Source organism: uncultured Alteromonas sp., assembly GCF_963976965.1.
In the GTDB taxonomy this organism is placed as follows: domain Bacteria; phylum Pseudomonadota; class Gammaproteobacteria; order Enterobacterales; family Alteromonadaceae; genus Alteromonas; species Alteromonas naphthalenivorans.
On sequence record NZ_CAXBMP010000020.1, the window covers coordinates 59,365 to 85,709 of the forward strand.

The window sequence follows — 26,345 nt, forward strand, 5'->3', positions numbered from 1 at the left end:
AGTGTCATCATGCTGGCAGTGTACACTGCGTGGGTTTGAATACCAAACCTAGCTATTTAAAATGAAATTGATTCATAACTTGCCAATCTGCAAATCTGAAACTAGTTTTTAATGTATATCAGATAATTGGAATATAGTTCACCTTGGCAGCGGTTATAAAACAGAAACTGGGAGCAAAGTATTCCCAAAAAATGCTGGGTTTCGCTGTTGTTGGGGCAATCCTAGTCACTGTATTAGTGGCTTTTCTATTCGAAAGCAATCTTTCGCAAAGCGTTTTAGATGATGTGTCGTCCCAGTTAAATCATCAAACGAGTGAGATAGAGGGCTTTACACAACGCCAAGCGGTTCAATATGCTGATAATTTAAAATTTTTACACGCTACGCCGTCTGTATCTGGCATTCCCCGTGCTACTGAAAACGCTGGGGTAGATCCTAAAGAAAATACCAGTTTTACCCTTTGGAAAAAGCGCTTAGAGACAATTTTCATCGCCTTTATAGAAAATAATGAAGAAGTTGATCAACTACGAATTATCAGTATAGGTGATGGCAAGGAGGTTCTGCGTGTTGAACGATCGGGCGGCAAAATATCTGCGTTAGCCGATAGAGAACTTCAAGTAAAAAGTACCAGAGACTACTACAAGGAAAGTGCTCAATTATCTCGCAATGAACTGTATATGTCTGGTATCAGTCTTAACCGCGAATACGGCAAAGTGGAGTACCCTTACAAACCTGTATTACGTTTATCATTGCCTATTTTTAGCGAAACCGGCCGAAGGTATGGCTTTATCATCATGAACATAAATACCTCTATTGCGTTAGCCGGCATGACTGAATTCGTATCTTCCCCCAGCAGCTGTATCTCACCGATGATGAAGGCTTCTTCATTTTACACCCTCAAAAACGTTTTAATTTCAGCAAAGACCTTGCGCCAGAAGCCACTTGGGAAACGCAATTTTCTTCTCCTGTTTTTGAAGGTGTTAGGCACGTAAGTAGGCGGGTTGATGGTGTCGTCAGTGACGTGTTCATTGCGAGTCGAAAAGTGGTGGTAAGTAGTTCCCCAGGGCAACAATTCGTTTACGTGCATCTTGCCCTACCGGCTGACACTATTACCGGTTTAATGAACGAAAGGCGATTGGCTGTTTATGGTTTTCTTTTGGCAATGTCTATGGTGTTCGCAGCAGTATTACTGTTCTTTCATCGAAGTGCCAAAAAGAGCTTTGAATTGGCGGAAGCTCGCGGAGAGTCGGCAGCCATTGTCGCTGGGTCTAGTGACGCCATTGTCGCTGGGTCTAGTGACGCCATTGTCGCTGGGTCTAGTGACGCCATTGTCAGTATGGATATTGATGGCATAGTGAAAAGCTGGAATATGGCCGCAGAGCGGTTGTTTAGGTTACCAAGCTCAACCATCTTAGGTCATCACTACAGTGCCTTTGCGTCGATACGCCCCATTGCTTGGGATAAATACCTAAATGCTGAGGTAGCGCGAATCGGCTATTTTCAGGATGAAATTTTATTTAAACAAACATCAGGTATTGAGAGTTGCCTAGCGGTTACGGTGTCTCCCATTTGGGGGGATCAAGGGCAGTATTCAGGCGTGGCAGTGGTTTTACGCGACATTACAAAAGAACGTAATACCCAACGCGCTATCGAGAAAAATAATCTAGAGCTTGAAGAGAAAGTGCAAAGCCGCACTAAGCAACTGGCAGAAGCGCGTGATGAAGCCCAAGAAGCTAGTCAGGTAAAAAGTGCGTTTATCTCTAGCATAAGCCATGAAATGCGAACACCTTTAAACGGCATAATCGGCTCACTTAATTTGCTAAAACGTCAGCCTCTTTCTGCTAAAGCGGAACAACTGGCGTCTATGATGGATGTGAGTTGTAACAACTTAAGTGTTTTAATTAATGACATATTAGATATGTCGAAAATTGAGGCCGGGAAATTAGACTTGAACGTGCAAGCGTTTAATCCTGTGCAATTAATAGAAACATTATCTTCATCATTGGCGGTACGAGCTCACAACAAAGACTTGGAATTTCTTGTAGATACCACAGAGTTAAAAGCTGAAGCATTGGTGTCAGATCCCCATCGGGTATCTCAAATTATCAGTAACCTAGTAAATAATGCCATCAAATTCACCGAACGAGGTCATGTAGCACTCGCTGCGTCGCTTACACGCAATGACAAGGATAACGCCCAGCTGAATGTGACGATAACCGACACTGGGATCGGCATCGCAAAAGAGCACCAGTCGAAGCTATTCACTGCCTTTACACAAGCAGATGCCTCTGTTGCTACCCGATTTGGGGGCACAGGGTTGGGTTTATCTATCTGCAAGCAACTTAGTGTACTGTTGGGCGGCGATATCAATTTTTCTTCCACGCAAGGCCAGGGAAGTTCCTTTTCGTTTTGGATTTCAGTGGATGATGTTACGTCGGCAGATAGTCAGCAAAACTTGGCGTTATCTAATAAAATGGACGGGTTGCGTTTAGCTGTGTTTGCCCAGTATTCGCCGCTTGCAGACAATATTAAAACCCTAATGACTAGTGAAGGAGCTAGCGTTGTAGAAACCTACACCGGCATCGTCTCATTCGAGGAGGTTTCCTGGGATACCATTGATGTAATTGTTACTGATTACAACAATCCTATCTTGTCGGTCGTAGACGAAAATTGGGACAACTTGCTAAAAAAATATCTATTCCTCATATCTGCATGTTGCAAAGTATTGGAAAACAAACCACGTATTATGCCAACTTTACGCCGGCTATTTTAACAAAGCCCTTATTGAAATCTGAGTTCTTAAAAGTCGTTGACAGTTCTTCTTCTGAGTTTGTAGATAGTCCACCTGCACAGCAAGTCGAATCCAGTGCAACTGATATGGAAAAAGAGAGCATAGCGGGGGCTCATGTATTAATAGTGGATGACAACGCAATTAACATAGAGGTCGCCAGAGGAGTTCTCGATAATTTGCCTGTGTCGGTGAAAATTGCTAACAACGGTGAACAGGCGCTAGATATTGTAAGGGAATGCGAAAAAGAAGGGCATTATCTTCACTGTATTTTGATGGATTGCCAAATGCCAGTAATGGACGGGTATGCTTGTACTAGCGCTATCCGAGATGGCCGCGCAGGGCAAGTGCATCAGCAAGTGCCCATCATTGCTATGACAGCAAATGCAATGTTAGGGGAAAAGGAAAAGTGCATTGCAGCCGGCATGAGCGACTACGTTACCAAGCCTATAGTGGCAAGCATGGTAGAGCCTAAAATTATTAATTGGATCCAGTCTGCCTACAGTCCTCAGTTTTTGGGTAAATCGGTCATGGACGAAACTCGCGTGGTACACAGCGAAATGGCAGATGAAAGACCTTCTTCGTCAGAGGGAGGCGATACGCCGGTTTGGGAAAAATCACGCGCCTTGATGCGGTTAGCGAATAACCAAGTTCTATTCGATAAAATATGTGAAATGTTTATTGAGAGTGTGCCTAGAAAATGTGATGAAATGAAAGCTGCTGTAAACGATAAAGATGCCTCTAAAGTCAAACTGGTGTCTCATACCATTAAGGGGATGGCGGGGGATATTGGCGCATTGCGTGTACAAAGTCGTTTTAGTGATATTGAGCGACTAGCCAAGCATGAACAATTACTAGAAATAGACAATGTATTGCCAGAGGCCATCAACGAGATAGCCGTATTTTTAAATGAGTTAAAACCAGCCTAGGCTAGTGTGCTATGTGACATTTATGGTAAGTGCGCAATTTGGTTTAAAAAGCCGCTTAAAATTATGTTTTAGTGGGTAAATTCGAATAGAAAAAGTAGCTGTCATAAGCATAGTCTACTAGGCTTAAAGCGTAATAAAAATAATTTGATTACAAAAAAATAACATTGCGTTACATCATTACTATAACAAGCAGTGCCGTCTCGTCTTCAGGCTGTATAAAAATATAAAAGACGCCGCGGCCGGGAGAGAAATATGGAATCGTTGCTAGTCAGTGATTATATGAATACTCACCCCGTGAAATTAAATGGGGATATGACGGTGGCCGAAGCCGTAGAGGCTTTATTGGCTTGCGGGCAAAGTGGAGGCCCAGTGATTGATATTAAAGGGAAGGTAATTGGCTTTTTGTCTGAACAAGATTGCATTGCTCAAATGATAGCGTCGAGTTACTACCGAGAACAGATTTGCCGAGTGGCAGAAATAATGAAAGCGCCGGTTGTGGTTATTAAACCGTATCTGTCGGTAATAGAACTTGCACAATTACTGATTAAAAATAAGCCTCGCGTTTACCCTGTGGTTGACGACGATGGGGTATTGGTTGGAAGTATTAACCGAACGGCAGTGCTTCGAGCAATAGACGTACAACTTCGATCGGGCTATCAGCGCGCTAGCTAGCATTGGTCGTTTTGTAAAAGCATTCCAAAAGTATAAAGGGTAAGCCATTCAGCTTACCCTTTTTTTGAGTAACATATTGTTCTCATATCGTTTATCTCAAGCAGCTCATCGGCGCCTGATTATGGAATATGGCTATAAAAACGGCTATGAAAAATGATTGAGAGCAGTTAATTACCTAGAGTGAGTTGCTTATGTGTGTGCTTACGTGAGTGCGAATAGCATCAGCTAAGTCGTCCCCAGCTACAAACTTAAAGTTTTGCCGTTGGCTAGGCATCACATTTCTTCCATCTTGTACCACCAATAGCCCACCATTAAAGGGGCCGCCTAGATTGACGTTGGAGGTTTCAAGACCATCGGTTTCCGACACCCCATCAATGCCTTTATCATAATTTGCACCAATGCTAATCATACCCACCAAACTATAAGGTGCCTTGCTTTCATAAACAGCGTACTGATTATTGCCTTGGCTAGAAGCAACTAAATAGCGTACACCGTCTACATCGAATAACGATAAACCTTCGATGTCAGCGGTAACCGGGGATTTTATAGGAACAATAAGCATGGGTGTCTTGTTAAACGTTTTGCTAAGGGTTGATGAAGGCATTGTTTCGGCTTCAGAAACATCCAACGCCCATATGCCTGCACCTTCTTCTCCCAAGTAGGCAATTTGTGTATCGGTGTCTACAACGCAACCTTCCGGCTGAGACGGCAATTCAAAGTCGTGAATTAGGGTGGCAGAAACGCGTGAAGCATCTTCTAAGGTATTCAACTGATAGTGCAAGTACCGGCCATCAGTACTATTTACTAATACTTGGGTGTGATTATTGTTTGAAAATGCACACAGCCCATAAATATCGGTTAGCGGGGTAGGGATGTTAGTGTTGAAGGTTAGCTCGCCAGTTTTCTTATCGATGAAAAAGACTGACATGCTGTTACTGCTTCGGTTACTTGCCACTGCGATATCGTGTTGTGGTGCCCAGTTGTATGCCACGCCCACGTTGTTTACTCGTCCTACCTTGTGTGAGGCAACTAACTCACCTTGTAAGTTGTAGGTATTTAGGCTGCCTTTTTTGTTAGTGCCAATCACCAAACTTTTAGATGGGTTGTTTTTGTTTACCCAAATAGCAGGATCATCGGCTGCATCACCATAATTTTCCACCACATCGGTTTCATAAACAGGCTGCAGTTCTATAGCAGAAAACATGGGTGTCTTGTTAGTGGGGACGTCATCGTTTGTGATGGGTGTCTCTCTAGTGAGGTTTTCTTTTTTTACTATGGGTGTCTTGTTAAGCGTATCGCTAAGTGTGGGTGTCTTGTTAAGAGATGCTTGGCTTGTTTTGCAAGCGTACAGCGCTTTTATGGCGTTAGTGATGTCGGTGGTGAAGGTGCTGCCTGAGTTGTCATCGTAGATGTTGGCGAAAACCGTATCGCTTTTTACCGACAGCGCGATATCTTCTGGGGCTATGTCTTTATCAAAACCAAAGAAGGTTGTGGCGCAGGTATTGTGCAGCCAAAGGCCGTTGTGTTCTGGGCTTACCCACGCGGCAAGCGAGCTTTGTGTACTAGGGCTGTTTGTAACTGTGCTGTCTGTAACTGAGCTGGAGGAAAACAAGTTACGTGCCTCCAATCCATTAAGCGTAGCAACACCTTCAACCGGGGTGTCAGGCTGGTTGAAGGTAAGCGTGCGCTCGACCTCTGCTTCTTCATCTGCAGGCATGGCCCATACACCCGCGTACTCGTCGGCTAAATAGAGGGTAAGTTCCGCGTGACGTGCCGCTGAACGATTAAACTTTGAGTCAGAAACGTAAATGTCAGAAGCGTTGTAGTTAACCCCAAGCGCACAACTTTTTATGCCTGGACCAATAGCCAGAGTTCGTAAATTATGAACGGTAAGTGTGCTATCGCTTTTATCGGGTATCGCTAAGTACTGGGTGAGCATGCCTAAGGCATCGATATTAACGAACTGTAATTTGCCGTCGATATTAGCACTACACAAAGCTTCCGAGTCTTTCACTTCAGTTGCTGATGTTTGGATAATGCGAATGGTGTGGTTTGGCGTATTTTCAGTACTTATTTTATAGCTACGTACTTGTTGGCTGTTAATATCAAATACTAAGGTTTGAATATAGCTGCTGTTAGTATGCTCTAATTCATCAGAAACTAAGTAATTTCCTGCATTAACAAAGTGGCCTTTTTGCGACGCGAGCATATTTTTGTTATCAGAAACGGTCAAACCATTGGTTTCACTAATAGTTACGCTTATCGTCTTACCGTTTAATTTGTATGTTGTTTCAAAGTCAGTAGAAACATTAGAACCAGTTTTTGTTAGCGTTAGGTCGGCTACGCTTGATGCAACTGCATTCGCACTTGTCATAACGGCCAAGCAAAAAGCGAATTGAGTTGTTTTTATGGCAAATGTTGTAAGGCTGTTCTTTACTTTATTCATTGCCAGTTCCTTTTGTTCCAGCGCTAAGCTTTTGCACTTTATGGCGATAAATCACGGCCCCTTTGTGGTTAATAAAGGTAAATCCAAGTTCGTTATTAGTCATACTTACCGCCACAAAGCCTCCCGTCGATTCAGCAAAACGGGTAAAGTCGTAATGTCCTACTGGGCGCACTTCTGAGCCCCCACCAGATACAATATGTACCAGCGAGTCATTGGGTAACTGGTTATGTTGCAAGTCATGTTCGTGGCCAGCAATGTAGGCGTCTACGCCGTGCTGATGCAGTATAGGCTCTAGTACATTTTTAATAGCGCTGGTAGTGCCATAACGTTTTCCACTTGAATACAGAGGGTGATGGCCAATCACAACGTTCCATTTAGCATTGCTGTTTGAAAGCATGGTGTTTATCCACGCTAATTGCTTTTTTGAGCCTTGAGAATAGGCTTCTTGGTATTTCGCTTCAGTGGCGTAATCTGGGTTTAGCGGGTTAGTGTCGATAAATAGAATAAGCGCAGTGGTATTATCTTCTAATTTTACCGTTTTACTATAATACTGCGCGGGCATATCCCAGCGTCGACTCACTTTACTGTAGTCAATTTGGGCTTGCCAATTGCCGCGATAATCATGGTTGCCCAGCACGGGGTGCCAATCAACAAATAAATGGGGCTGATGGTAAATGTCTTCAAATGAAGTACGCCAGTATGGGTCTTCAACCGACGCCACCCCGTTATCATAAAAATTATCGCCGGTAGTGGCGATGAATTCAGCATCAAGCTGGTAGCTGGCAATGTCCATCCATTTAGCGACATCCCGTTGATAGAAATGGCCATTGCGGCCCCAGTCGCCCACCACTAAAAAGTGAAAAGCATTATCTTGACCTTCAAGATTATTAATGTGGTGTTGTTGGTAGTAATTGTGTGATGTGATTTGCCCTTGGCACGTGAGTGAAAATAAGGCAGAAAGAAGCAGTAGTACGCGCATGAATTTATCTCTAATAAGGGCGCGCTTGTAGCGCGCCCATTTTTTTAAACGCCTGTGTATGACGTTTAGGGTTTAACGTATATTTAAGCGTAAGATCTTGTTTTACAAATATGGGGTAAATAATGCGCTTAATTAGCGCATTTGCCATGTAAAACCTAGCTCAAACGTTCGGCCATATTCTTCAAATTGTGCATTATTAGTGCGCGAATCGAAGTAGTTATAAAATGTCTCGTTATTGATATTGATTGCGTTGAAATACACCTGCATATCGTCGTTAATGAAATACTTTGCAGTGAAATCTAGCTGGGCATGTTCATCTTCGTAACGCAACATGTCGCCATCAATTTCCTCAAAGTTTTCACTCTTATAGGTCATGGCTAAGCGCAAGCTAAAGTCGTTGGCTTCGTAACCAAAGGTTAGGTTTCCAATGGTGTCTGACTGGTTAGGCAGTTGAGTTTCAAACTTTTCACCGTCTAGGAATGTGGTGGCGTCTGAATCGGTGAAGGTGGCATTGGTCGACATTATAAAGCCGTTGTTAAATGCTTTAACCCACGACAATTCTAGCCCGTGTAAACTGGCACTTTCACCGTTAATTGCTTGAATGGCTTCATCGTAGTCTTCCCAACCTTCGGTGCCTGCAACATCGGCATACACCACAAAGTTGTCAATATCTTTGTAGAAATAACCGGCTGACAGTACGCCAATATCACCTGGGTAGTACTCTATAGATAAATCAAAGTTTTGTGCTTCATAAGGTTGAAGCTCTGGGTTGCCCACTTCTGCTTCTCGTTCGGTAACAAAAACGCCGTCATCTTCTTCAGTTTTGCTTTCGATAATTTGAAACGCAGCGACATCTTCAAACTTAGGGCGTGAAATGGTTTGCGTATACGCAGCGCGAAGTTGAAGTTTATCTGAAAACGCGTAGCGTGCGTTGATGCTGGGTAACCAGTGATCGTAATCTCGTTCAGCTTCCCATACCGTGTTAACCACGTCTTCAACATCGGTTTCTTCATTTTCAATAAGTTCAACACGCATGCCTGAGGTACTGAAATCAGTGCGCTCGTAGCGTACACCAGCCACAATGTGAAGCTTATCAATATCAACACTACCCATAATGTAAGCGGCAAAAATATCTTCTTCATTGACATAAGTAGCACCATTAGATTCAATCTCTGAATCAAGTTCAGCCAATTCTAGTGCAGCACGATTAGTGTTGAAATAATCACGCATACCAGAACGAGACAAGCCCGGACCAAAATCGCCTAGTGAATATTCTGGTGAGTCATCACCGAAATCAGCAGGATTAATACCGTCAAAATCGCCATCGTAAATGAATATGCTGCTGTCGCGATCTTTTTCGCGGCTACGATATTTTGTGCCTAATTTTAATTCACCCAAATAGCTGCCAAAGTTTACAGGGCGGGCCAAATCGAGTTTGAAACTGGTTTCAGTGTCTTTGGTATAGTTATCTTCAAACGAAATTTCATCAAGCTCGTACGTTGATAAATCCAATGCATCCGCATTTTGAGTAATAGCAGGGCGAATAGTGGCCAGATTCGCATCAATACTGTCGTTTTCAGTTACAAAATTATAGTAGAGCGCGTCTGGCTCATCTTCATCAGACTTGGCATAACCAAGTTGCCAATCTGCTTTCCATGTTTGTAACTGATGTTCACCGCCAAGGGCCACGGTGAAGATGCTTTGGGTTTCTTTTCTGTCTTTGCTGCCACGCTCAATTTCCGAATCTTCACCGTCTAGGGTGAAGGTATTACTTAAGCGATATTCTTCGTCTGAAAACTCACTGTACAGAGTGCGAAGATAATACTGGTTGTTAAAGTTTGGACGGTAATCAAGATTTACTGCTCCACCCAAACGTTCGCGAGTAATGGTGTACTGGCGTTGTTCTACCTCATCATCGCCATTACTTTCAACGTTGTCAGAGCCGAAGTCACGGTCAAAGTATGAAAGGGCAGCAGCAATACCCCAATCAGGCGTTATTTTCTTTGTAATGGTGCCAGACACTTTAGGACTGACTTCGTCACGTAAGTCATTTTGGCTACCTTGTACGGTAATGCTCGCCGTATCTTGTTGTTTGTCGAACGCACTAACACTGGTTACTTCAACAGAGCCGCCAATGGCGTCGCCGTCCATATCAGGGGTAACCGACTTCGACACTTCAAGGGTTTGAATTAGCTCTGAAGGGATAACATCTAGTGCCACCGAACGTACACCAGATTCTGGTGAAGGAATGTTTAAGCCGTTAATGGTCACGTTGTTTAAATTTGGATCGATACCGCGAATACCCACAAAACGGCCTTCGCCTTGGTCGCGCTCTATCGACAAGCCTGGTAAACGTTGCAATGATTCTGCGGCATTTTGGTCGGGGAATTGCCCAATGGCATCGGCAGATACCACATTAGATATACGGTTAGATACACGCTGTTGGTTAATCGCGCTAGCTTGGCTACTACGTTGACCTAGTACGAGTAACTCTTCAAGTTCGTCACCTTCACCCAGCTCAATTGTAGGGCGTACCGTGGCATCGTCGCTCACTGTGACTTTCTGCGTGACCGTTTCTTCACCTAAATAAGAAACTTCTAAGGTGTAGGTACCCGCAGGTACACCCGAGAAGCGAAAGCTACCGTCACGTAGAGATTCTGTGGTTAAGTTCAGCTCTACAAGTTTCACTTTAGCGCCTACGTACACTCGCGCTTCTGCGGCGTCGTTGAGCGTGCCGGTAATTGCGCCATTAGCGGCTAAGGCTTGATTAGACAGTGAAAGGCCAAGGGCGGCAATACAGGCAATGCGTAATGTAGAATAGCGGGTTTTAATTTTCATTCTTAATCCGTGAGCAATGTGTGCAAAGTAGTTTGATGATTAATGTGTATGAGCCATGTTCGATGCCGAATACGGTAAAAAGTGGATATGACAATTACATGACGAGAACGCTATCAACACCGGCAGAAATGGCGAATATGATCAGAATGGAAGAAAGATGAGCTAAATTGACCTGCTAGTAACATGCTAATAAGTTTAGGTATTTTGATACTTTTTTTAATTTCAAAGGTGCGTTGCCACTAATTTGTCACATTGATGAGCCAAACTGACCCTCGACAATCAGGATAAAAATGGGATATTTCCTGAGTCTTGTTTTACTGCTTGTTCCCGATTGCTTGGTAATCGCGGGAAAAGTACAGTTTGCTACCCATAAGAGTGCGACATCATGTTTACCTTACGAAATGCCACACAGTTCAGTCATCACAAAGGCTGGCTATTCTTTACTTTTGCTACGGTTGCACTGGCGAGCTCTTTGAGCCTGACCTTTGGCAACGCCAAGCCCCTCGCCATTATATCTGGCCTAGACATCGTGGGTGAGGGCAGTGTAGTACTGCTGACTCTAGGATGGATTGTTGCCGTATTGGCCAGTCGGCCGCCAGGTAAGGTCACTAGCCTGTTAATTGTGGGCTTAGTGTTTTTCCTATTCTCAATGACACTCGACTTACTTGATGAGTTTTTACGCTACCCTGATTCCGCGTTGTGGCTCAGCATGATTGAGTCGATACCCGCCGCTATTGGCATGGTTATCATGACTGCGGCGCTCTACCTATGGCATTTAGAACAGCGTGCAATCAATTTACAGCTTCGGCGCCGAGAATGGGACTACCGAGACCACCAAGAAATAGATCCTATTACCCAGTTGTATCGAGGCGATTACTGGCAATCACGGGTTACCGCATTGCAAGCATCGGGAAATGATGGCTACGTGGCCATTATTGATATTAATGAATTTTCTTATTTTAATCAGCGCTATGGGCAGGCCGAAGGCGACCGCTACTTGCACGAAGTCGCGCAACTGGTGGTGATGAACCTAAGACAGCAAGATTTAGCTTGTCGATATGCCGGCGATAGATTTGCGCTATTGCTGCCTAATGTGAATGAAGCCGAAGCCCAAGATATTGTAAAAGAAGTTAGAGCCAGTATTAGCCATGTAGCGTTTCGCTATAAAGAAGACACGGCCGCCATTTATACCAGTGCGCGCGCAGTGGTTGCGCCACTTACTCAACAAGGATCGCTCACCGATACTTTGCAGCATTTGCTGCATCAGCTTGAAGACAGCAACAGCGCCCAAAGCAATAAAAATGGCAGCAGGAACGCTGCATAGTGATAGCTAGCTCAGTGGTGACTTCAGGGCCAACTCAAAGGCCTGTGCAAACACTTTCGCCAGCACCAGTGACTCAGTCAGACAAAGTGATACCTGCCTATCACCTTGTAAATGCAGTGCTGGACGTGGCCATTCCCCGCGGCGCAAGTAAAGACAGAATACTTCGTGGTACGGGCATTTTTGACGATAGCCTTACGGTAAACACGCGTATTAGTGCCAAACAATGTATAGCCTTATTTTCAAATGTAAGAGGGCAGTGCAAGGGTAATGATGTTAGCTTTTTGATAGGTAAAAGTTTAGGTGGGATATGGCTACGTGAAGATATAGCCAATATTAAACGAAGCCAAAACCTTGAGCAGGCCATTGAAGCACTTACAGCAATACGGTGGGGGAGTATTCCCTTGGTATCGTTTAAGCGCTTTTCGCTGCAAGATAAATATATTTGGGTGTTACAAGACACTATGGGGTGTGAAAAAAGAGGTGCCCATAAGCTTTGGCCATTTATTGCCGAGTTGTATTTATCCATGCTGGTGGCCCTAGTTAAACAATGGACTGGCACCCGTTTACCTTTGAGTTTTACAATAGATTCAGAAAGACCACGCAACGTTCAAGATTTCGAAACTTACCTAGGACTTCGGGTTGCTTTTCATTCGCCCCTGATGTCTATAACCCTCCCCAAATCTTGTATGACTTCCGCTTTCCCGTTTGCCGATGAGAAAGCAGGCAATGTTCAAGGCGATATTCAAGGTGATGTTCAGGGTGATATCCAAGGCGAGGCACAGCGTAGTTTGGCATATCAGCAAACCCCGGCTTCACCTCAAGACACACCAAATTTGAGCTTACTCGATTATATAAGAATTCAGACATTACAAGAGCCTCAAAAAGGCTTAGCGGATTTAGCGAGAAATTTAGGGTGCAGTACCGCAACATTAAAACGAAAGCTAAGCGACCATAACTACACTTACCGCGGGCTAAGCGAAGAAGCACGGCGGCAACAAGCCATCGTATTGCTGGCGCTTAAAAAGCTAAACAACGAACAAAGCGCCTCGCAAATGGCCTTTTCCGACCTGCCTAACTTTCGCCGTACGATAAAACGATTAACCGGTTTGACCCCAAGTGAGCTGCGCGCCCGTTAATTTGCTTTGCATTAGGTGCAAAACCTTTTATCCTTTCACTCGTTTTTACATTATTGTTTAAATGTCTACCAATGTAAGCGCGCTAATCTAAACCCGTTTGTTTATAGTTATTTAGACGTAAAGCGCCTTATAGATACAATAATCGTCGGCCTTACGCCGTGCCCATTCTGATTTAAAGAAGTAGAGTTTTCTGTGCAGCAATCAATTTCAAGTAGCCAACCTAAGCCCAATCCAATGGGTTTAACGCCCATTTTATTATTTGTTGTTTTGGTGGTAGCTACAGGCCTTATTACTAACGATATTACCGCTATGCCTATTTTGGTGGCGTTTTTTATTAGTGCAGGTTATGGGCTATGCCTAAACCCTAAAGGCGAAAAGGTAAGTTTCTCAGAAAAAGTACAAACGTTCTGCAAAGGCGGCGGCGATAAAAACATTATTTTACTGGTGCTGATATTTCTTCTTGCTGGCGCCTTCTACGCGGTCACCATCGATATTGGTGCGCGCGACGCTACGGTAAATATGGCACTACAATTTGTACCTACTGCCATGATATTGCCCGGGCTATTTTTGATTTGTTGCTTTATTTCGTTTGCTATGGGTACCTCTATGGGGACCATTACCGCACTTTCACCCATTGGGGCGGGGCTGGCAAACAGCTTAGGCTTACCGGTTGAGCTTGCCCTTGGCGTGGTAGTAGGCGGCGCTATGTTTGGTGATAATTTGTCATTTGTATCAGACACCACTATTGCGGCCACTCGAACTCAAGGTGTACAGCTTAAAGACAAATTTCGTGCAAACTTGATGGTAGCTTTACCAGCTTGTTTGGCCACCATGGTACTGCTGTTAATCTTTGTTGATGTAGATACCTCAGAGCTTATTGAAACTAAAGATTACGATGTATGGCGCATATTGCCGTATTTATTCATTATTGGTTTTGCACTAACAGGCTTTAACGTTATCACTGTTTTGGCAGTGGGTATTGCAAGTGCTTGCGTGGTTGGCTTGCTGCAAGGCAGCTTTACCGTGCTTACCATGATGCACAGCATTCAAAAAGGCATGGGATGGATGCAAGACTTAGCCATGATAGCCATTACCATTGGCGGGATTGTGGCCTTAATGCATGCGAACGGTGGAATTACTTGGCTGATTAACCGACTGACTAAACGTGTTACTAGCAAAAAGGGCGCAGAGTTTAGTATTGCTGGTTTAGTCAGCTTTTTAGATATAACTACCGCCAACAATACCATTGCGATTGTCACTGCTGGCCCTATCGCGAGCGATTTAAATGAAAAGTATGGAGTAGATCCTCGCCGTACTGCATCATTACTCGATATTTTTTCTTGTAGCTTTCAAGGGCTGGTGCCTTACGGGGCGCAGTTATTAAGTGCTGCTGCAGTAGTCGGTATATCGCCGCTTGCCATTACACCTTACTGCTGGTACCCCATGCTTATCTTCGTGTTTGGCTTGTTGGCTATCTGGTTCAACTTTCCCACCTTTGAACAAAAAAATGACGATGAGTTAACAGAAGCATCGGCTGTGGTGAAGTCGCGATAACTCAAAAATAGCTAGGCAACAAACTAGCGTGATTAACGGTGGAAATTTAGCGCCACTTCTTCTAGGATCGTTCCCCGCTGTTTAGCCGTATAGGTTGGTATAGTTGCGGCTTAGGTTGTTTTTACAACATTGGTTTACAGCACGTTTTGCTATTAAGCACCGCAGCTATAATTCGTAAGTACAGACCGCAAGTACAGATTATACAGATTATACAAATAGTACAGTTCGTATCACCCAGTTCGTATTAAAAAGTAGGATGGTAAATTGTCTTCACCTAACGCGCCTTCGTCACCTGTCGCTTTTCAAATTAAATCGCTTTATGCACAACTCGATGATTGTATGTCGGCGGATAAATTCCCATTAAAACGGCGTGTTCAGCAGTTCACGAAGCAGCTAAATAGCGGTGAAAAGGTAAAGGATGAAAAGGTAAAGGATAGTAACCAAACAGATGCTTCTACAGATAGCCCGCAAAGCAAAATAGCCAATCGATATGAAAAGCTTGTTAACGATATTCAAGCATCAAAAGATAAGCGTGCCTTCAGGCTAAAGAATTTGCCAGAAGTGACGTATCCGCCACTGCCGGTTAGTGATAAAAAAGACGATATTAAAGCGGCTATTGCGGCCAACCAAGTGGTGATTGTTGCAGGTGAAACTGGCTCGGGTAAGACAACCCAGTTGCCGAAAATATGTTTAGAGCTTGGCCGTGGTGTCAGTGGCATGATAGCGCATACCCAGCCACGTCGATTGGCTGCTCGCAGTGTGGCAACTCGTATTGCTGAAGAGCTCAACACGCCGCTTGGTGAAAAGGTAGGCTTTAAGATTCGTTTTAGCGATCAGGTTAGCGAGCGAAGCTACGTAAAACTGATGACAGACGGTATGTTGCTGGCAGAAATGCAAAACGACCGTTTCTTGAATCAATACGACACCATTATTATTGATGAAGCCCACGAACGTAGCTTAAACATCGACTTCTTGCTGGGCTATTTAAGGCAGCTATTAGACAAGCGCCCTGAACTTAAACTCATTATTACCTCGGCTACCATCGACCCCGAACGTTTCTCGAAGCACTTTAATAATGCGCCTATTATTGAAGTGAGCGGACGTACGTATCCGGTTGAAATTCGTTATCACAGCCCTGAAGACAATGAGAACGATACCGATCAAACCGACGCCATTGTGGGGGCGGTTGATGAGCTATTAACCGAGAAACCGGGCGATATTTTAGTGTTCTTAAGTGGGGAGCGTGAAATTCGCGACACCCAAGATGCGCTCATGCGCAGGCAATACCGCAATACTGAAATAGTACCTTTGTATGCTAGGCTTTCCGCCGCAGAACAAAACCGTATTTTCCAATCTCACACCGGTAGGCGCATTGTGTTGTCTACCAACGTGGCAGAAACCTCGTTAACTGTGCCGGGCATTAAGTATGTTATCGACCCAGGTGTGGCGCGTATTTCACGCTACAGCGCTCGCAGTAAAGTACAGCGGTTGCCTATAGAAGCGATATCGCAAGCGTCTGCGAATCAGCGGGCAGGGCGATGTGGACGTGTTTCCGATGGTATCTGTATTCGTTTATACAGTGAAGATGATTACCTTGGCCGCCCTGAATTTACCGACCCAGAAATACTGCGTACGAATTTGGCCTCAGTTATTTTGCAAATGCTTGCGTTGGGGTTAGGAGATATTGCTGATTTTCCATTTGTTCAGCCACCCGATAACCGCAACATCAACGACGGCTTTAGGTTGCTAGAAGAAATTCAGGCCATCGTGAAACAAAAAGGCCGTATGCAGCTTACCAAAATGGGCAGACAGATTGCCCGTTTACCTATCGATCCGCGCTACGCCCGTATGGTGGTTGAAGCGCAGCGTACCAATGCGTTAATGGAAGTCATGGTAATTGCCGCGGGGCTATCTATTCAAGACCCTCGTGAGCGCCCACAAGATAAACGTCAACAGGCGGATGAAAAGCACAGCGAATATACCGATAAAGATTCAGACTTTATTAGTTTGTATAACCTGTGGGACGCGTTTAAAGCGCAGCAAAATGAATTAAGCCAGAACCACCTTCGTAAGTGGTGTAAGAGCCAATTTATTAATTATCTGCGTATGCGCGAATGGCAAGATATTGTTAGCCAACTTAAAAAGTCGGTGGCCGAACTCGGCTTTGGTATTGTGAAAAACGAGCCAGATTATCAAGCTATTCACGAAGCCATTGCCAGTGGTTTGCTTTCGCATATTGGTTTTAAAGATAAAGACAGAGAATACTTAGGTTCGCGCAATACCCGCTTTATGATTTTCCCAGGCTCTGGGCTTTCTAAATCGCAACCTAAATGGGTAATGGCGGCTGAGCTCGTTGAAACCTCTAAGCTATTCGCACGTATGGTGGCAAAAATAGACCCCGCGTGGATAGAGTCTTTAGCTGGGCATGTTAGTCAGCATAGTTATTCTGAGCCCCATTGGTCGAAAAAACGCGGTGCAGTTATCGCGTTTGAAAAAGTAACCTTGTTTGGTTTACCTATAGTAATGAAACGAGCCAAAGTGTATAGCCTAATTGACCCGCCGGTATGTCACGAACTCTTTATTCGGGAAGGCTTAGTTGAAGGTAATACGCGGCTGAATTTTGGTTTCTTGAAAGAGAACCAAGCTTTATTAGAACAAGCCGATGAGTTTGAACAAAAGACCCGACGCCGAGATCTTTTGGTTGATGACGACGAATTAGTCCGTTTTTATGCCTCGCGTATTCCGGTAGAAGCGAACAACGAAGCCGCGTTTAAGAAATGGTATAAAAACCAAGAAGCGTTAGTTAAGCAAGCGGGCGGCGAAAAGTCTGGTACCGAAAAGATAAGTGAAGTGCTTACCTTTACCGAGGATGACGTGTATCGCCAGCAGCCAGGCCAAGCCATAGAAAACGCCTTTCCAGATGCGTGGCGACAGGGCAACATCACCATGGGGCTTCGTTATCATTTTGAGCCGAATGCGGATGACGATGGTGTTAGCGTGATTATTCCTTTGCCGGTACTCAACCAAGTGGAAAATATTGGCTTTGATTGGCAAGTGGCAGGGCTACGACATGAACGCATAGTGTCGATGATCAGAACCTTGCCAAAGCGCTTACGCCGCAACTTTGTGCCTGCGCCTAACTTTGCGGATGCCTGCATTGCAGATATTAGCGAGACGGATAAAAATGGCCGCCCCATAAGCCTTGTAGAGGCGGTTACCGCCAAGCTTCGTAAAATGACAGGTATTACCGTAGAAGAAGATGAATGGAATCTGTCGCAGCTAGATAGACACCTGATTATGCACTTTACGGTAGTAAACGATAAAGGCGAAACCATTGCGCGCTCAGACGATTTACACGCTCTTAAACAGCAATGTGCGGGGCAAGTAAAAGAAACCTTTGAAAAGGCGGCTACGCCTGAGCTTGAGCGTAGTGGTATTGAAAGTTGGGATTTCGACACACTGCCTACTACTTTTGCGCAAAAAATGGGTGGCTTTGAAGTACAAGCTTTCCCCGCTTTAGTAGAAAAGGGCGACAAGGTAGATATCGCGCTTATAGGCGAGCCAGAAAAAGCGCAATCAATGCACCGAAAAGGTGTGAACGTGTTGATTAAAAACGCCATGCCGTCCCCGCTAAATTACTTGCAAAGTAAGTTACCCAATAAAGCGAAGTTGGGTCTTTACTTTAATCCGTTTGGGCAAATTAAAGCGCTTATTGATGATTGTATTTTTGCCGGTATAGATGCGCTGGTGGGCGAATATTGTGAAAAGCACAACACAGATATTCGTAGCAAAGCGGATTTCGATGCCTGCGTAGATATAGTGCGCGCTGAAATAAACGACAAAGTATTAGAAATAGCCAAGCAGGTAGAGCAGGGCTTAACCCTCGCACATCAATGCCAAAAGCAAATGAAAGGCAATGTGCCCCTTAACATGATAAACGCATTGGGCGATTGCAAAGGGCATCTTTCTAGTTTGGTATTCCCAGGGTTTGTATCGGATATAGGTGAAGCACGACTTAACGATTGGAACCGATATATAAAAGGCTTGTCTCGTCGTTTAGAAAAACTACCGATTGATCCGAATAAAGACAGAATGCATCAACTCACCGTTGAAAAAGCCCTAAGTGAATGGGAAAAAGCGTGTGGTAAATACCCTAAAGGCAAAGTACCAGAGGCATTATTAGATACACGGTGGATGATTGAAGAATTAAGGGTGTCTTTATTTGCCCAAGCATTAGGTACGGCTTACCCCATATCGGCAAAGCGTATCTCACTGTTTTTAGCCGACTTCTAGCTGGGAAATTAAGCGGCTTGTTTAATTTCCCAAATGACAGAATCTAATTTTCTAAATATAAATGGACAATTATTGGTCAGGCTGATTGACAAGCAGCCAAGCTCGCCCTATAACAGGTAGAGCAACATGTGGTTTGAATACGTAGTGGAGATGTAGAAATGTTGGGATACGACGATAAGCGAAATTTTTTCAGGATGATGGTTAATTCGCCTTGTCAGTTACAGGTTACTGATGATGAATCGAGCCGCACTATGCAAGCAATGTGTAAAGATATAAGTGCAACAGGCATGTCTTTAGAAGTTGATGAACCTTCGATAGAAATTGGTACGCAAGTTAGCGTTGCCATAGATTCTCCAAGCTCTCAAGTGCCTTCACTAGCAGCCATTGCTACTGTGGTTCGCTGTGAGCCAGACACGGAATCTAGCTGTTTGATTGGGGTTGAAATCACAGAAATGAAATAGGCTGATAGTGTTTTCGCAAGCCTAAGTATATTCATTACAATGACTCACGAAGTCTCTCGTGAGTCTCTCGTGAGTCAGATTAGCCTTTTTTCTCACCGCTACCCATAGCTAATTACATTTAGTCATCGATAAATTATTGGCAATCATTTAGCCGACTTCCCCGGCGGTATGTTTCACGGGCTTTAATGACCGCCGATTTATCTCGTTGGCTTATCTCACTAGCTTATTTCTTCACATTATGACTGCGCGTATATGACTTGTTTTAAACCTGCTAAGCAACGCCCTTCATAATTTTGAAATCGAATAAGTCGATGGCGCCCTTCGTAAAAATCAATTGTCTTTAATGCGTCTAATCGATAATAATTCTCATTAACGATTCGAGACAAACTTATTAGGTCAATCATTATGAAAAAGACAATCACTTTTGCGTGTATGCACTTCACCGTCGCTTTTACAGTGGCATATTTATTAACAGGTAGTGCAGTAGTGGGTGGGGCAGTAGCCTTAGTTGAGCCAGCTGTGAATACGGTGGTATTTTATTTTCACGAGCGAGTCTGGAAGAAGTTTGAGAACCAGCCTAATGACCAAGCTAGCGATCAGCAACTACGTAGTGGTCCTGAGCAGGCTTTTGCTTCAAATGAGATGACATTGGCATCATAAGCGTTTGCTAAGTTTGCCTCTTATTTGAATTTTCGAAGAACGTGGCGCTAAAGGTGAGTTAAGTTCAATAACACTTAATAGAACCTTAGTGCCACGTTTTTTTTATGCTTAATGAATTAAACAGTAACCCTGTATTAATTCGATTTATTCGTCTGTGACGTGTATTTCGTTGGATGTAAAAGTACGCCAGAAATTACAGATCAGTGACTTCACAAACTAAACCTTTCAAGTAATACCCTTCAGGATAACTGCCTATCACAGGATGATCGGTGGCTTGGTTAAGTCGCGCAATAATTTTGATGGTTCTTCCTGCATCCAATGCAGCATCAGCCACAATTTTTTGAAACAAATCGGCTGGCATTAAGCCAGAGCAGCTAAAAGTAAGCAGTAATCCACCATTTCTCACCGCATGAATACCGTACAGGTTTATATCTTTATAGCCGCGGGCAGCACGGGTGAGTGATGCTTTGTTGTCGATAAATTTGGGCGGATCAAGGATAACCATATCAAATTGTTCTTTACGTTCGTGGTATTCACGCAACTGCTTAAAAACATCTTTTTTGACGTAATGACTTTTGCTTTCATCTAAACCATTTAACGCCACATGCTGCTTAGCAAGGTCAAGTGCAGGTTGAGAAACATCCACATTAGTAACCGATTTTGCACCGCCTTGTAGTGCGTAACAAGAAAAGGTGCCGGTATAGCTAAAGCAATTAAGCACGTCAGCGTCTTTGGCATAATGTGCAGCGGCAGCACGACTATCTCGTTGATCAAGATAAAAGCCTGTTTTGTGGCCGTTCTCTATATCAACAATGATAGAAAGCCCATTTTCTTTCACGGTAACTTGCATAGGTGGCTCGCCGCTCACCACACCTGTAACTGGCTCTAAACCTTCCTTTTTACGTACATCAACATCGCTTCGCTCGTAAACGTGGGTACCGGGCTTTAACTTGTTTATTGCCCACACAATTTTATCTCGGTGCTTCTCGGCCCCAGCGCTTAATAGTTGCAATACGGCTACGTTGTCGTACAAATCTATGGTAACACCTGGAAGGCCATCACTCTCAGATGCAATCCAGCGAAATGCATTGGTGACTTCTGGGTCAAATAAACGCATTCTCAAATTAAGCGCAATTTCCATACGGCGTAAAAAGAACGCGTTATCGATGCTTTCTTCTTTACTAAATGTCCACATGCGCACGCGAATTTGCGAAGTAGGTGAATAGGCGCCGCGACCTAACCAATCACCTTCTGAATCGAACACATCAACAGTGTCACCACTGCGCCCTCTACCTTTTAGTTCTGCCACGGCGCTTTCAAACACCCAAGGGTGGCGACGACGAAGGGATTTATCTCTATTAGGGTGCAAAATAACTTGTGATGACATGAAACGTACTCTATTTCTTGAATTAGCTAGGAAGTGGGTATTGCATTGAAAGCCTTTAGCCTTATAAGAAGCCTTTAGCCAAATAAAAAGCCTTTAGCAAGTGAACGGCTCTTGCAACCACACGTAAGCGGCGGGGCGAAGTATAGCGATAAAGCGTTGCCTATGCGAATGATTACCCCGTTTACTGACCAGACGTTAGCTATTTTACTAAGTTTGATAGAAAGTTGTTTAGGCCGCGCAGGCGAGTGGAAACACATAAAGTTATAGCAAACTATTGGTGATCATGAGTTTTGTTTTAATCGCATTACGTTACATTATTTGAAGTCTAATTTTGCACAATAAGATAAGTGTTAGTGATATGAGGCTAAAATTCCAAACTCAATTATGCACTTAAAATTATCATCCACGTAGTCATAGGTTAACGTATTTATTCATGCTATCACTAACGTGCAAAAACACACTGCACCCCCAGTGAAATTCCAAAAAAGAGGATACTAATGCAATTTGTAAACTTCGAAGAAGGCTGTGCACCTGAAGGCCTAACAATAGCAGAGGTTGATGCACCCGTACTCACCGACGACAAAGTGCTAGTGCAAGTACACGCCTTTGGTGTGAACCGTGCCGATACACTGCAACGACAAGGGCACTATCCACCGCCCCCTGGTGAAAGTGAAATTTTAGGGCTTGAGGTTGCCGGTGAGATCATAGAGGTTGGCGCTACAGTTAGTGAGTGGAAAGTGGGGGACAAGGTCTTTGGATTGGTCGCGGGCGGTGGTTATGCACAACAAGTTGCCGTTAACCCGCAGCACTTAATGCGCGTTCCCGAAAACATGCCGTATAGCTCGGCGGCAGGGCTTGCCGAGGTGTTTCTTACTGCATTTCAATGCTTGCGCCTTATTTCGAATGTAAAACCAGCAGAGCGAGTACTCATTCACGGTGGTGCTAGTGGTGTGGGATTAGCTGCTACTCAGCTTTGTCATTATTGGGGAGTAGAAAGCGCCGTTACCGCGTCATCCCAAGAAAAGCTAGCACACTGCCAGCAAAACGGCGCTAACCTGCTGATAAACTATAAAGATAAAAACTTTGCTGAAGAGATAAAAGCTAATTGGCCTGAAGGCGTTAATATGGTGCTTGATATGGTGGGGGGCGATTATCTAAATCGGAACCTTCACATTCTAAAGCGCGATGGCATTGTGGTTTACCTCGCCATGTTAGCTGGGCGTTATGCCGATAACCTAGATATGGCATTGATGCTGGGTAAACGAGCCAGAATACAAGGTACTACGCTGCGCAATAGAACGGATGAATACAAAAGCGCGCTTATTAGTGACTTCTCGACAACCTGTTTACCAGCATTCACCACCGGCGAGCTTAGCGTAAACATAGATACGGTATACGCAATAAATGATGTCGCAAAATCTCACGCACGATTAGAAAGTAACAACACGCAAGGAAAGATAGTTGTAGAGTGGTAGTGAGACGCGAAACATAAAAACAATTTAGCGTAACGAAAGAAAAGGCGATGCAGCCTTTTCTTTTTGCAAAATCGCTAACCTTTACCTATACCTATAGAGGTATTTGCTTTCAAATCTATTGGTCTTGTAAGCTAGTAGCCCTTAAAGCCATCAGCCTGTAAAGCCACTATCTGGTGTTGTTGGTTTGGCTTCTGCCGCACCCCGAGCTAAATCATCGCAGCGTTCATTTTCAGGATGACCCGAGTGGCCTTTTACCCAGTGCCAATTAATTTTATGCTTGCTAACTGCTTCATCAAGGCGCTTCCAAAGGTCGGCATTTTTTACCGCTTTTTTGTCTGATGTGCGCCAGCCGTTCTTACGCCAGTTGTGGATCCATTGATTAATACCGTTTTTCACATACTGGCTATCTGTCGTCAATTCAACGTTGCAGGGCTCAGTTAAACTGTTTAATGCTTCAATAGGCGCCATTAATTCCATACGATTGTTGGTAGTATGCGCGAATCCGCCACTTAGCTCTTTACGGTGACTGTTATAAACTAAAACAGCACCATAACCGCCAGGGCCTGGGTTTCCAAGGCATGAGCCATCAGTAAAAATGTGAATGGTTTTTTGAGCCACTGGGTGTCCTTAAATTATTTACTTTCATATTTCGCTTTTCCCTTAGCCTGTGGCGAAGGGGTTGATATACTATCAAAAAACAAAAGGTAAGATTAGAGGAATCATGCGTCAGATTGTACTAGATACAGAAACTACAGGTATCGACCCTAAAGAAGGTCACCGAGTGATTGAAATTGGGTGTGTTGAGCTGGTTAACCGTAAACTTACTGGCAATCACTTTCATGTATACATTAATCCAGGCCGCCAAATTGAACAAGAAGCGATAGATGTTCACGGTATTACGAATGAGTTCTTAACCGACAAACCTACATTTAGAGATGTAGCCGAAGATTTTGTGAATTTTATTCGCGGTGCTCAATTAGTTATTCATAACGCGCCCTTCGATGTGGGCTTTATGGATCACGAGTTTGGGATGGAACCGAAAACCCGTGGCGTTATCACCAAAGATATTTGTAGTGTGCTTGATACCTTGGCGGTTGCGCGCAAAATGCACCCAGGGCAGAAAAATAACCTAGATGCCTTGTGTAAGCGTTATGGCATAGACAACAGCCACCGTGAGCTTCACGGGGCATTACTGGATGCTGAAATACTCGCCGACGTTTATCTGCTAATGACCGGTGGGCAGACAAAGCTTAATTTGGCATCTAAGGGCAGCGGTGAAAACCAATCAGATGCACTTCGCCGGTTGAACAGAAACGGAAATAAATTAAAGGTTATCAAAGCTAGCGCCGATGAATTAGCACAGCATGAATCCCGTTTAGATATTGTAGAAAAAGCAGGGGGTAAATGTTTGTGGCGCCCAGAGCAAAACGATGCATAGCTAATTCAGGTGCAGGTTATGGTGTGTTGCTTTAGCTGCTAGACGTACTTAACCATTTTTAAAATACATTTCCAAAGGAGCGGGCAACAGTGAAAGTAGGTGTGATGAAACTAGTGTTGGCGTTGTGCCTATTAGGATGTACTTCAACGGTATTTTCACAAGATACTTCTCTGCCAGCTCCGTCATCACAGGACACGCAAGCCGACACTGCGCCTTCTCCTATTACTGACTTGGGGGATGAATACGAGAACTCGATTAAGTTATTACAGAATCGTTTTCGTATTGATTACAACGTGAAAGAGGTCTCCATGATTTTCTTTCGCGAATACGGCTCTGCCCCCGTAGTATTAGTTCGCCCCGATGGTTCAAAGTTATTTCAAGGCCGGGTGGACGAGACCAACGTTAAGTGGTTCGATGCCGACACCTTCGACATGATCACTATTGAAAACCCTATGCCTGGCCCTTGGCAGGCGGTAGGTCAGGTTAACCCTGCAAGTCGGGTTATGGTCATTTCTGATATTAAGCTTCACGCCACATCGCTTCCCAGCATTCTCTTTTCGGGCGAAATATTAAAATCTACGGCTTACCTAACCAACGGCGGCGAAAAAATAGATAACAAACAGTTCCGTGATGTCGTGGAATTGTCTATTGAGTTTGTAAGTGCAAATGACCCTAATTACGACAACTTTGGTGCTAACGATGCAGAAATTGCAAAGTTTGAAGATAACGGTCGGGGTATGGATGAGCGTCCAATGGATGGCGTGTTCACTGGCCAATTCAATTTAAAAGTTGCAGCAGGTAAATGGCAGCCTGTTTATCGAGTAGACACGCCAATGTTCACGCGAGAACAAATTGGTGCACCCATTATCCTTTACAACAACCCTGTTTATGTGGATGTTGAATTAGACGCTACCGATGGCACAGGAGACGGTTATCACACGCTGCTCATTGATGTGAACCGCGAGCTAGTGAATATTGAGTCACTCCTGATTGACGGCAAAATTAAATTTCCAAACGCAGATATTCAAAACTTTTCGTTAACCGAAGGCGGCGATAGTGTGCGAGAGCATCTTATCGTGGCGTACGAAGAGGGGGTTTATCGCGTTAAACTAACCGCCTATGGCACAACATCAGAAGGCCGAGACTTCATACTGGATGTTCCTGAATATACTTTTGTGGCTGAAGCGCCTGAGCCAGAAGTGATAGACCCGCTTATTGACGGCGAAGATCCTATTGTTGATGGCAGTGAAGATCCGCTTGCAATGGGTGATAATTCAACATCTCTCAATCAAGAAAATACACAATCGATGGCTGAAGATGATGAAATGGATTCAGGCACGCTAACCCTGATTATTTTAGCGGTGAATGGAACCATCATTTTAATAGGTGTTATTGCTGCCGTTATTATTATCCTAAAAAGACGAAAAGCCAGTGGTCCTGCATCTGCAAAAGCAGCCACGACGAAAGAAAATAAAAAGGCCAAGAAGAAAGTGGTGTCTGAATCTGACTTATCGCTTGATAATGAACCTAAGGGCTTTAAAAAGTTGCTGGCAAAGTTTAAGAAGTCGAAACCGGCAGAGTAGGGTAAAGAGTAGGGTAAATAAATACGCCATTTAAATAGGGCTGTATCGCCGTAGCGGGAGCTCTTTTGCTATTTATTAATACAAAAGTGTAAGTAAGCTATCCTAAGGTGAACGTGGCCTGCGGGAAGAGCCTCCTGATTTTATGTGTACGAATTCCCGCCTGATTGAATTATATTTCAACATTGTGTTTATTTATCGTGCAAACAGTGCCCAGATGACAATTTTATTAATAAAAAGCATTGACTCTGCAGGGGCTAAACCGTATTATCTGCGCCGCAGTGAGGGCAAGGGGTTTTAACAACTCATTTAACTCACTGATAACATTGAAATTGTGGAGCGGTAGTTCAGTTGGTTAGAATACCGGCCTGTCACGCCGGGGGTCGCG

The 26,345-nt window shown here is 44.1% G+C and carries 18 protein-coding genes; 13 read left to right on the forward strand and 5 right to left on the reverse strand.

Annotation, left to right across the window (positions count from 1 at the left end; all coding sequences use genetic code 11):
* Window positions 1-143 precede the first annotated feature (143 nt).
* The 4 genes from AAC006_RS14900 to AAC006_RS14915 all read left to right on the forward strand — a co-directional run bounded on the left by AAC006_RS14900 (window position 144) and on the right by AAC006_RS14915 (window position 4,386).
* Window positions 144-989, forward strand: a complete 846-nt coding sequence (locus tag AAC006_RS14900; protein WP_148112471.1) for a PDC sensor domain-containing protein — start codon at window positions 144-146, stop codon at window positions 987-989.
* 29 nt (window positions 990-1,018) lie between these two features.
* On the forward strand, window positions 1,019-2,770 hold the full coding sequence (locus AAC006_RS14905) for an ATP-binding protein (protein ID WP_339891804.1): 1,752 nt from the start codon (window positions 1,019-1,021) through the stop codon (window positions 2,768-2,770).
* Window positions 2,771-2,781: 11 nt separating this feature from the next.
* A complete protein-coding gene (locus AAC006_RS14910) occupies window positions 2,782-3,714 on the forward strand; it encodes a response regulator (protein ID WP_339891805.1) in 933 nt (310 codons plus the stop codon).
* Between the two features lie 252 nt (window positions 3,715-3,966).
* Window positions 3,967-4,386 (forward strand): CBS domain-containing protein, encoded by a 420-nt coding sequence (locus AAC006_RS14915; RefSeq protein WP_013784507.1) that lies wholly within the window; start codon window positions 3,967-3,969, stop codon window positions 4,384-4,386.
* Between the two features lie 175 nt (window positions 4,387-4,561).
* Here the strand turns inward: AAC006_RS14915 and AAC006_RS14920 are convergent, their stop codons facing one another.
* The 3 genes from AAC006_RS14920 to AAC006_RS14930 form a co-directional block, all read right to left on the reverse strand.
* On the reverse strand, window positions 4,562-6,832 hold the full coding sequence (locus tag AAC006_RS14920) for a phytase (RefSeq protein WP_339350922.1): 2,271 nt from the start codon (window positions 6,830-6,832) through the stop codon (window positions 4,562-4,564).
* Entirely contained in the window at window positions 6,825-7,811 is a 987-nt protein-coding gene (locus tag AAC006_RS14925) for a metallophosphoesterase (protein ID WP_339891807.1), read from the reverse strand. Before AAC006_RS14925 ends, AAC006_RS14920 begins: the two co-directional genes overlap by 8 nt.
* A gap of 132 nt (window positions 7,812-7,943) precedes the next feature.
* Window positions 7,944-10,649, reverse strand: a complete 2,706-nt coding sequence (locus tag AAC006_RS14930; protein ID WP_339891808.1) for a TonB-dependent receptor — start codon at window positions 10,647-10,649, stop codon at window positions 7,944-7,946.
* A 385-nt stretch (window positions 10,650-11,034) separates the two neighbouring features.
* Here AAC006_RS14930 and AAC006_RS14935 point away from each other — a divergent pair, with 385 nt between their 5' ends.
* The 6 genes from AAC006_RS14935 to AAC006_RS14960 all read left to right on the forward strand — a co-directional run bounded on the left by AAC006_RS14935 (window position 11,035) and on the right by AAC006_RS14960 (window position 20,077).
* Window positions 11,035-11,973 carry a diguanylate cyclase gene (locus AAC006_RS14935; RefSeq protein WP_126872162.1) on the forward strand — a complete coding sequence of 313 codons (939 nt, stop codon included), beginning with the start codon at window positions 11,035-11,037 and terminating at the stop codon, window positions 11,971-11,973.
* Window positions 11,973-13,109, forward strand: a complete 1,137-nt coding sequence (locus AAC006_RS14940) for a helix-turn-helix domain-containing protein (protein WP_126872163.1) — start codon at window positions 11,973-11,975, stop codon at window positions 13,107-13,109. The genes AAC006_RS14935 and AAC006_RS14940 overlap by 1 nt, the downstream gene beginning before the upstream one ends.
* A 234-nt stretch (window positions 13,110-13,343) precedes the next feature.
* Window positions 13,344-14,663, forward strand: coding sequence for a Na+/H+ antiporter NhaC family protein (locus AAC006_RS14945; RefSeq protein ID WP_126872250.1), 1,320 nt, complete (start codon window positions 13,344-13,346; stop codon window positions 14,661-14,663).
* Window positions 14,664-15,002: 339 nt separating this feature from the next.
* On the forward strand, window positions 15,003-18,956 hold the full coding sequence (gene hrpA, locus AAC006_RS14950) for an ATP-dependent RNA helicase HrpA (protein ID WP_126872251.1): 3,954 nt from the start codon (window positions 15,003-15,005) through the stop codon (window positions 18,954-18,956).
* Window positions 18,957-19,114: 158 nt separating this feature from the next.
* Window positions 19,115-19,417 (forward strand): PilZ domain-containing protein, encoded by a 303-nt coding sequence (locus tag AAC006_RS14955; RefSeq protein ID WP_013784499.1) that lies wholly within the window; start codon window positions 19,115-19,117, stop codon window positions 19,415-19,417.
* A gap of 405 nt (window positions 19,418-19,822) precedes the next feature.
* Window positions 19,823-20,077, forward strand: coding sequence for a DUF2061 domain-containing protein (locus tag AAC006_RS14960; RefSeq protein WP_126872164.1), 255 nt, complete (start codon window positions 19,823-19,825; stop codon window positions 20,075-20,077).
* Window positions 20,078-20,270: 193 nt separating this feature from the next.
* On the opposite strand, the gene AAC006_RS14965 is transcribed toward AAC006_RS14960, so the two are convergent.
* Window positions 20,271-21,464, reverse strand: a complete 1,194-nt coding sequence (locus tag AAC006_RS14965) for a class I SAM-dependent methyltransferase (protein WP_126872165.1) — start codon at window positions 21,462-21,464, stop codon at window positions 20,271-20,273.
* 497 nt (window positions 21,465-21,961) lie between these two features.
* Here AAC006_RS14965 and AAC006_RS14970 point away from each other — a divergent pair, with 497 nt between their 5' ends.
* Window positions 21,962-22,939, forward strand: coding sequence for an NAD(P)H-quinone oxidoreductase (locus AAC006_RS14970; protein WP_126872166.1), 978 nt, complete (start codon window positions 21,962-21,964; stop codon window positions 22,937-22,939).
* A 150-nt stretch (window positions 22,940-23,089) separates the two neighbouring features.
* Here the strand turns inward: AAC006_RS14970 and rnhA are convergent, their stop codons facing one another.
* Window positions 23,090-23,557: a ribonuclease HI gene (gene rnhA, locus AAC006_RS14975; protein ID WP_013784494.1), complete on the reverse strand. Its 468-nt coding sequence runs from the start codon at window positions 23,555-23,557 to the stop codon at window positions 23,090-23,092.
* Window positions 23,558-23,660: 103 nt separating this feature from the next.
* Here rnhA and dnaQ point away from each other — a divergent pair, with 103 nt between their 5' ends.
* Window positions 23,661-24,377, forward strand: coding sequence for a DNA polymerase III subunit epsilon (gene dnaQ / locus AAC006_RS14980; RefSeq protein ID WP_013784493.1), 717 nt, complete (start codon window positions 23,661-23,663; stop codon window positions 24,375-24,377).
* Between the two features lie 89 nt (window positions 24,378-24,466).
* Window positions 24,467-25,960 (forward strand): TIGR03503 family protein, encoded by a 1,494-nt coding sequence (locus AAC006_RS14985; protein ID WP_126872167.1) that lies wholly within the window; start codon window positions 24,467-24,469, stop codon window positions 25,958-25,960.
* Window positions 25,961-26,345: the final 385 nt, after the last annotated feature.

Excerpts from the sequence above, each read along its gene's own strand:
- AAC006_RS14920 (WP_339350922.1), bottom strand. The coding sequence starts at position 6,832 with ATGAATAAAGTAAAGAACAGCCTTACAACATTTGCCATAAAAACAACT.
- AAC006_RS14930 (WP_339891808.1), bottom strand. The coding sequence starts at position 10,649 with ATGAAAATTAAAACCCGCTATTCTACATTACGCATTGCCTGTATTGCC.
- AAC006_RS14955 (WP_013784499.1), top strand. The coding sequence starts at position 19,115 with ATGTTGGGATACGACGATAAGCGAAATTTTTTCAGGATGATGGTTAAT.
- AAC006_RS14945 (WP_126872250.1), top strand. The coding sequence starts at position 13,344 with ATGGGTTTAACGCCCATTTTATTATTTGTTGTTTTGGTGGTAGCTACA.
- AAC006_RS14915 (WP_013784507.1), top strand. The coding sequence starts at position 3,967 with ATGGAATCGTTGCTAGTCAGTGATTATATGAATACTCACCCCGTGAAA.
- hrpA (WP_126872251.1), top strand. The coding sequence starts at position 15,003 with ATGTCGGCGGATAAATTCCCATTAAAACGGCGTGTTCAGCAGTTCACG.
- AAC006_RS14970 (WP_126872166.1), top strand. The coding sequence starts at position 21,962 with ATGCAATTTGTAAACTTCGAAGAAGGCTGTGCACCTGAAGGCCTAACA.
- AAC006_RS14925 (WP_339891807.1), bottom strand. The coding sequence starts at position 7,811 with ATGCGCGTACTACTGCTTCTTTCTGCCTTATTTTCACTCACGTGCCAA.
- dnaQ (WP_013784493.1), top strand. The coding sequence starts at position 23,661 with ATGCGTCAGATTGTACTAGATACAGAAACTACAGGTATCGACCCTAAA.
- AAC006_RS14965 (WP_126872165.1), bottom strand. The coding sequence starts at position 21,464 with ATGTCATCACAAGTTATTTTGCACCCTAATAGAGATAAATCCCTTCGT.
- AAC006_RS14960 (WP_126872164.1), top strand. The coding sequence starts at position 19,823 with ATGAAAAAGACAATCACTTTTGCGTGTATGCACTTCACCGTCGCTTTT.
- AAC006_RS14935 (WP_126872162.1), top strand. The coding sequence starts at position 11,035 with ATGTTTACCTTACGAAATGCCACACAGTTCAGTCATCACAAAGGCTGG.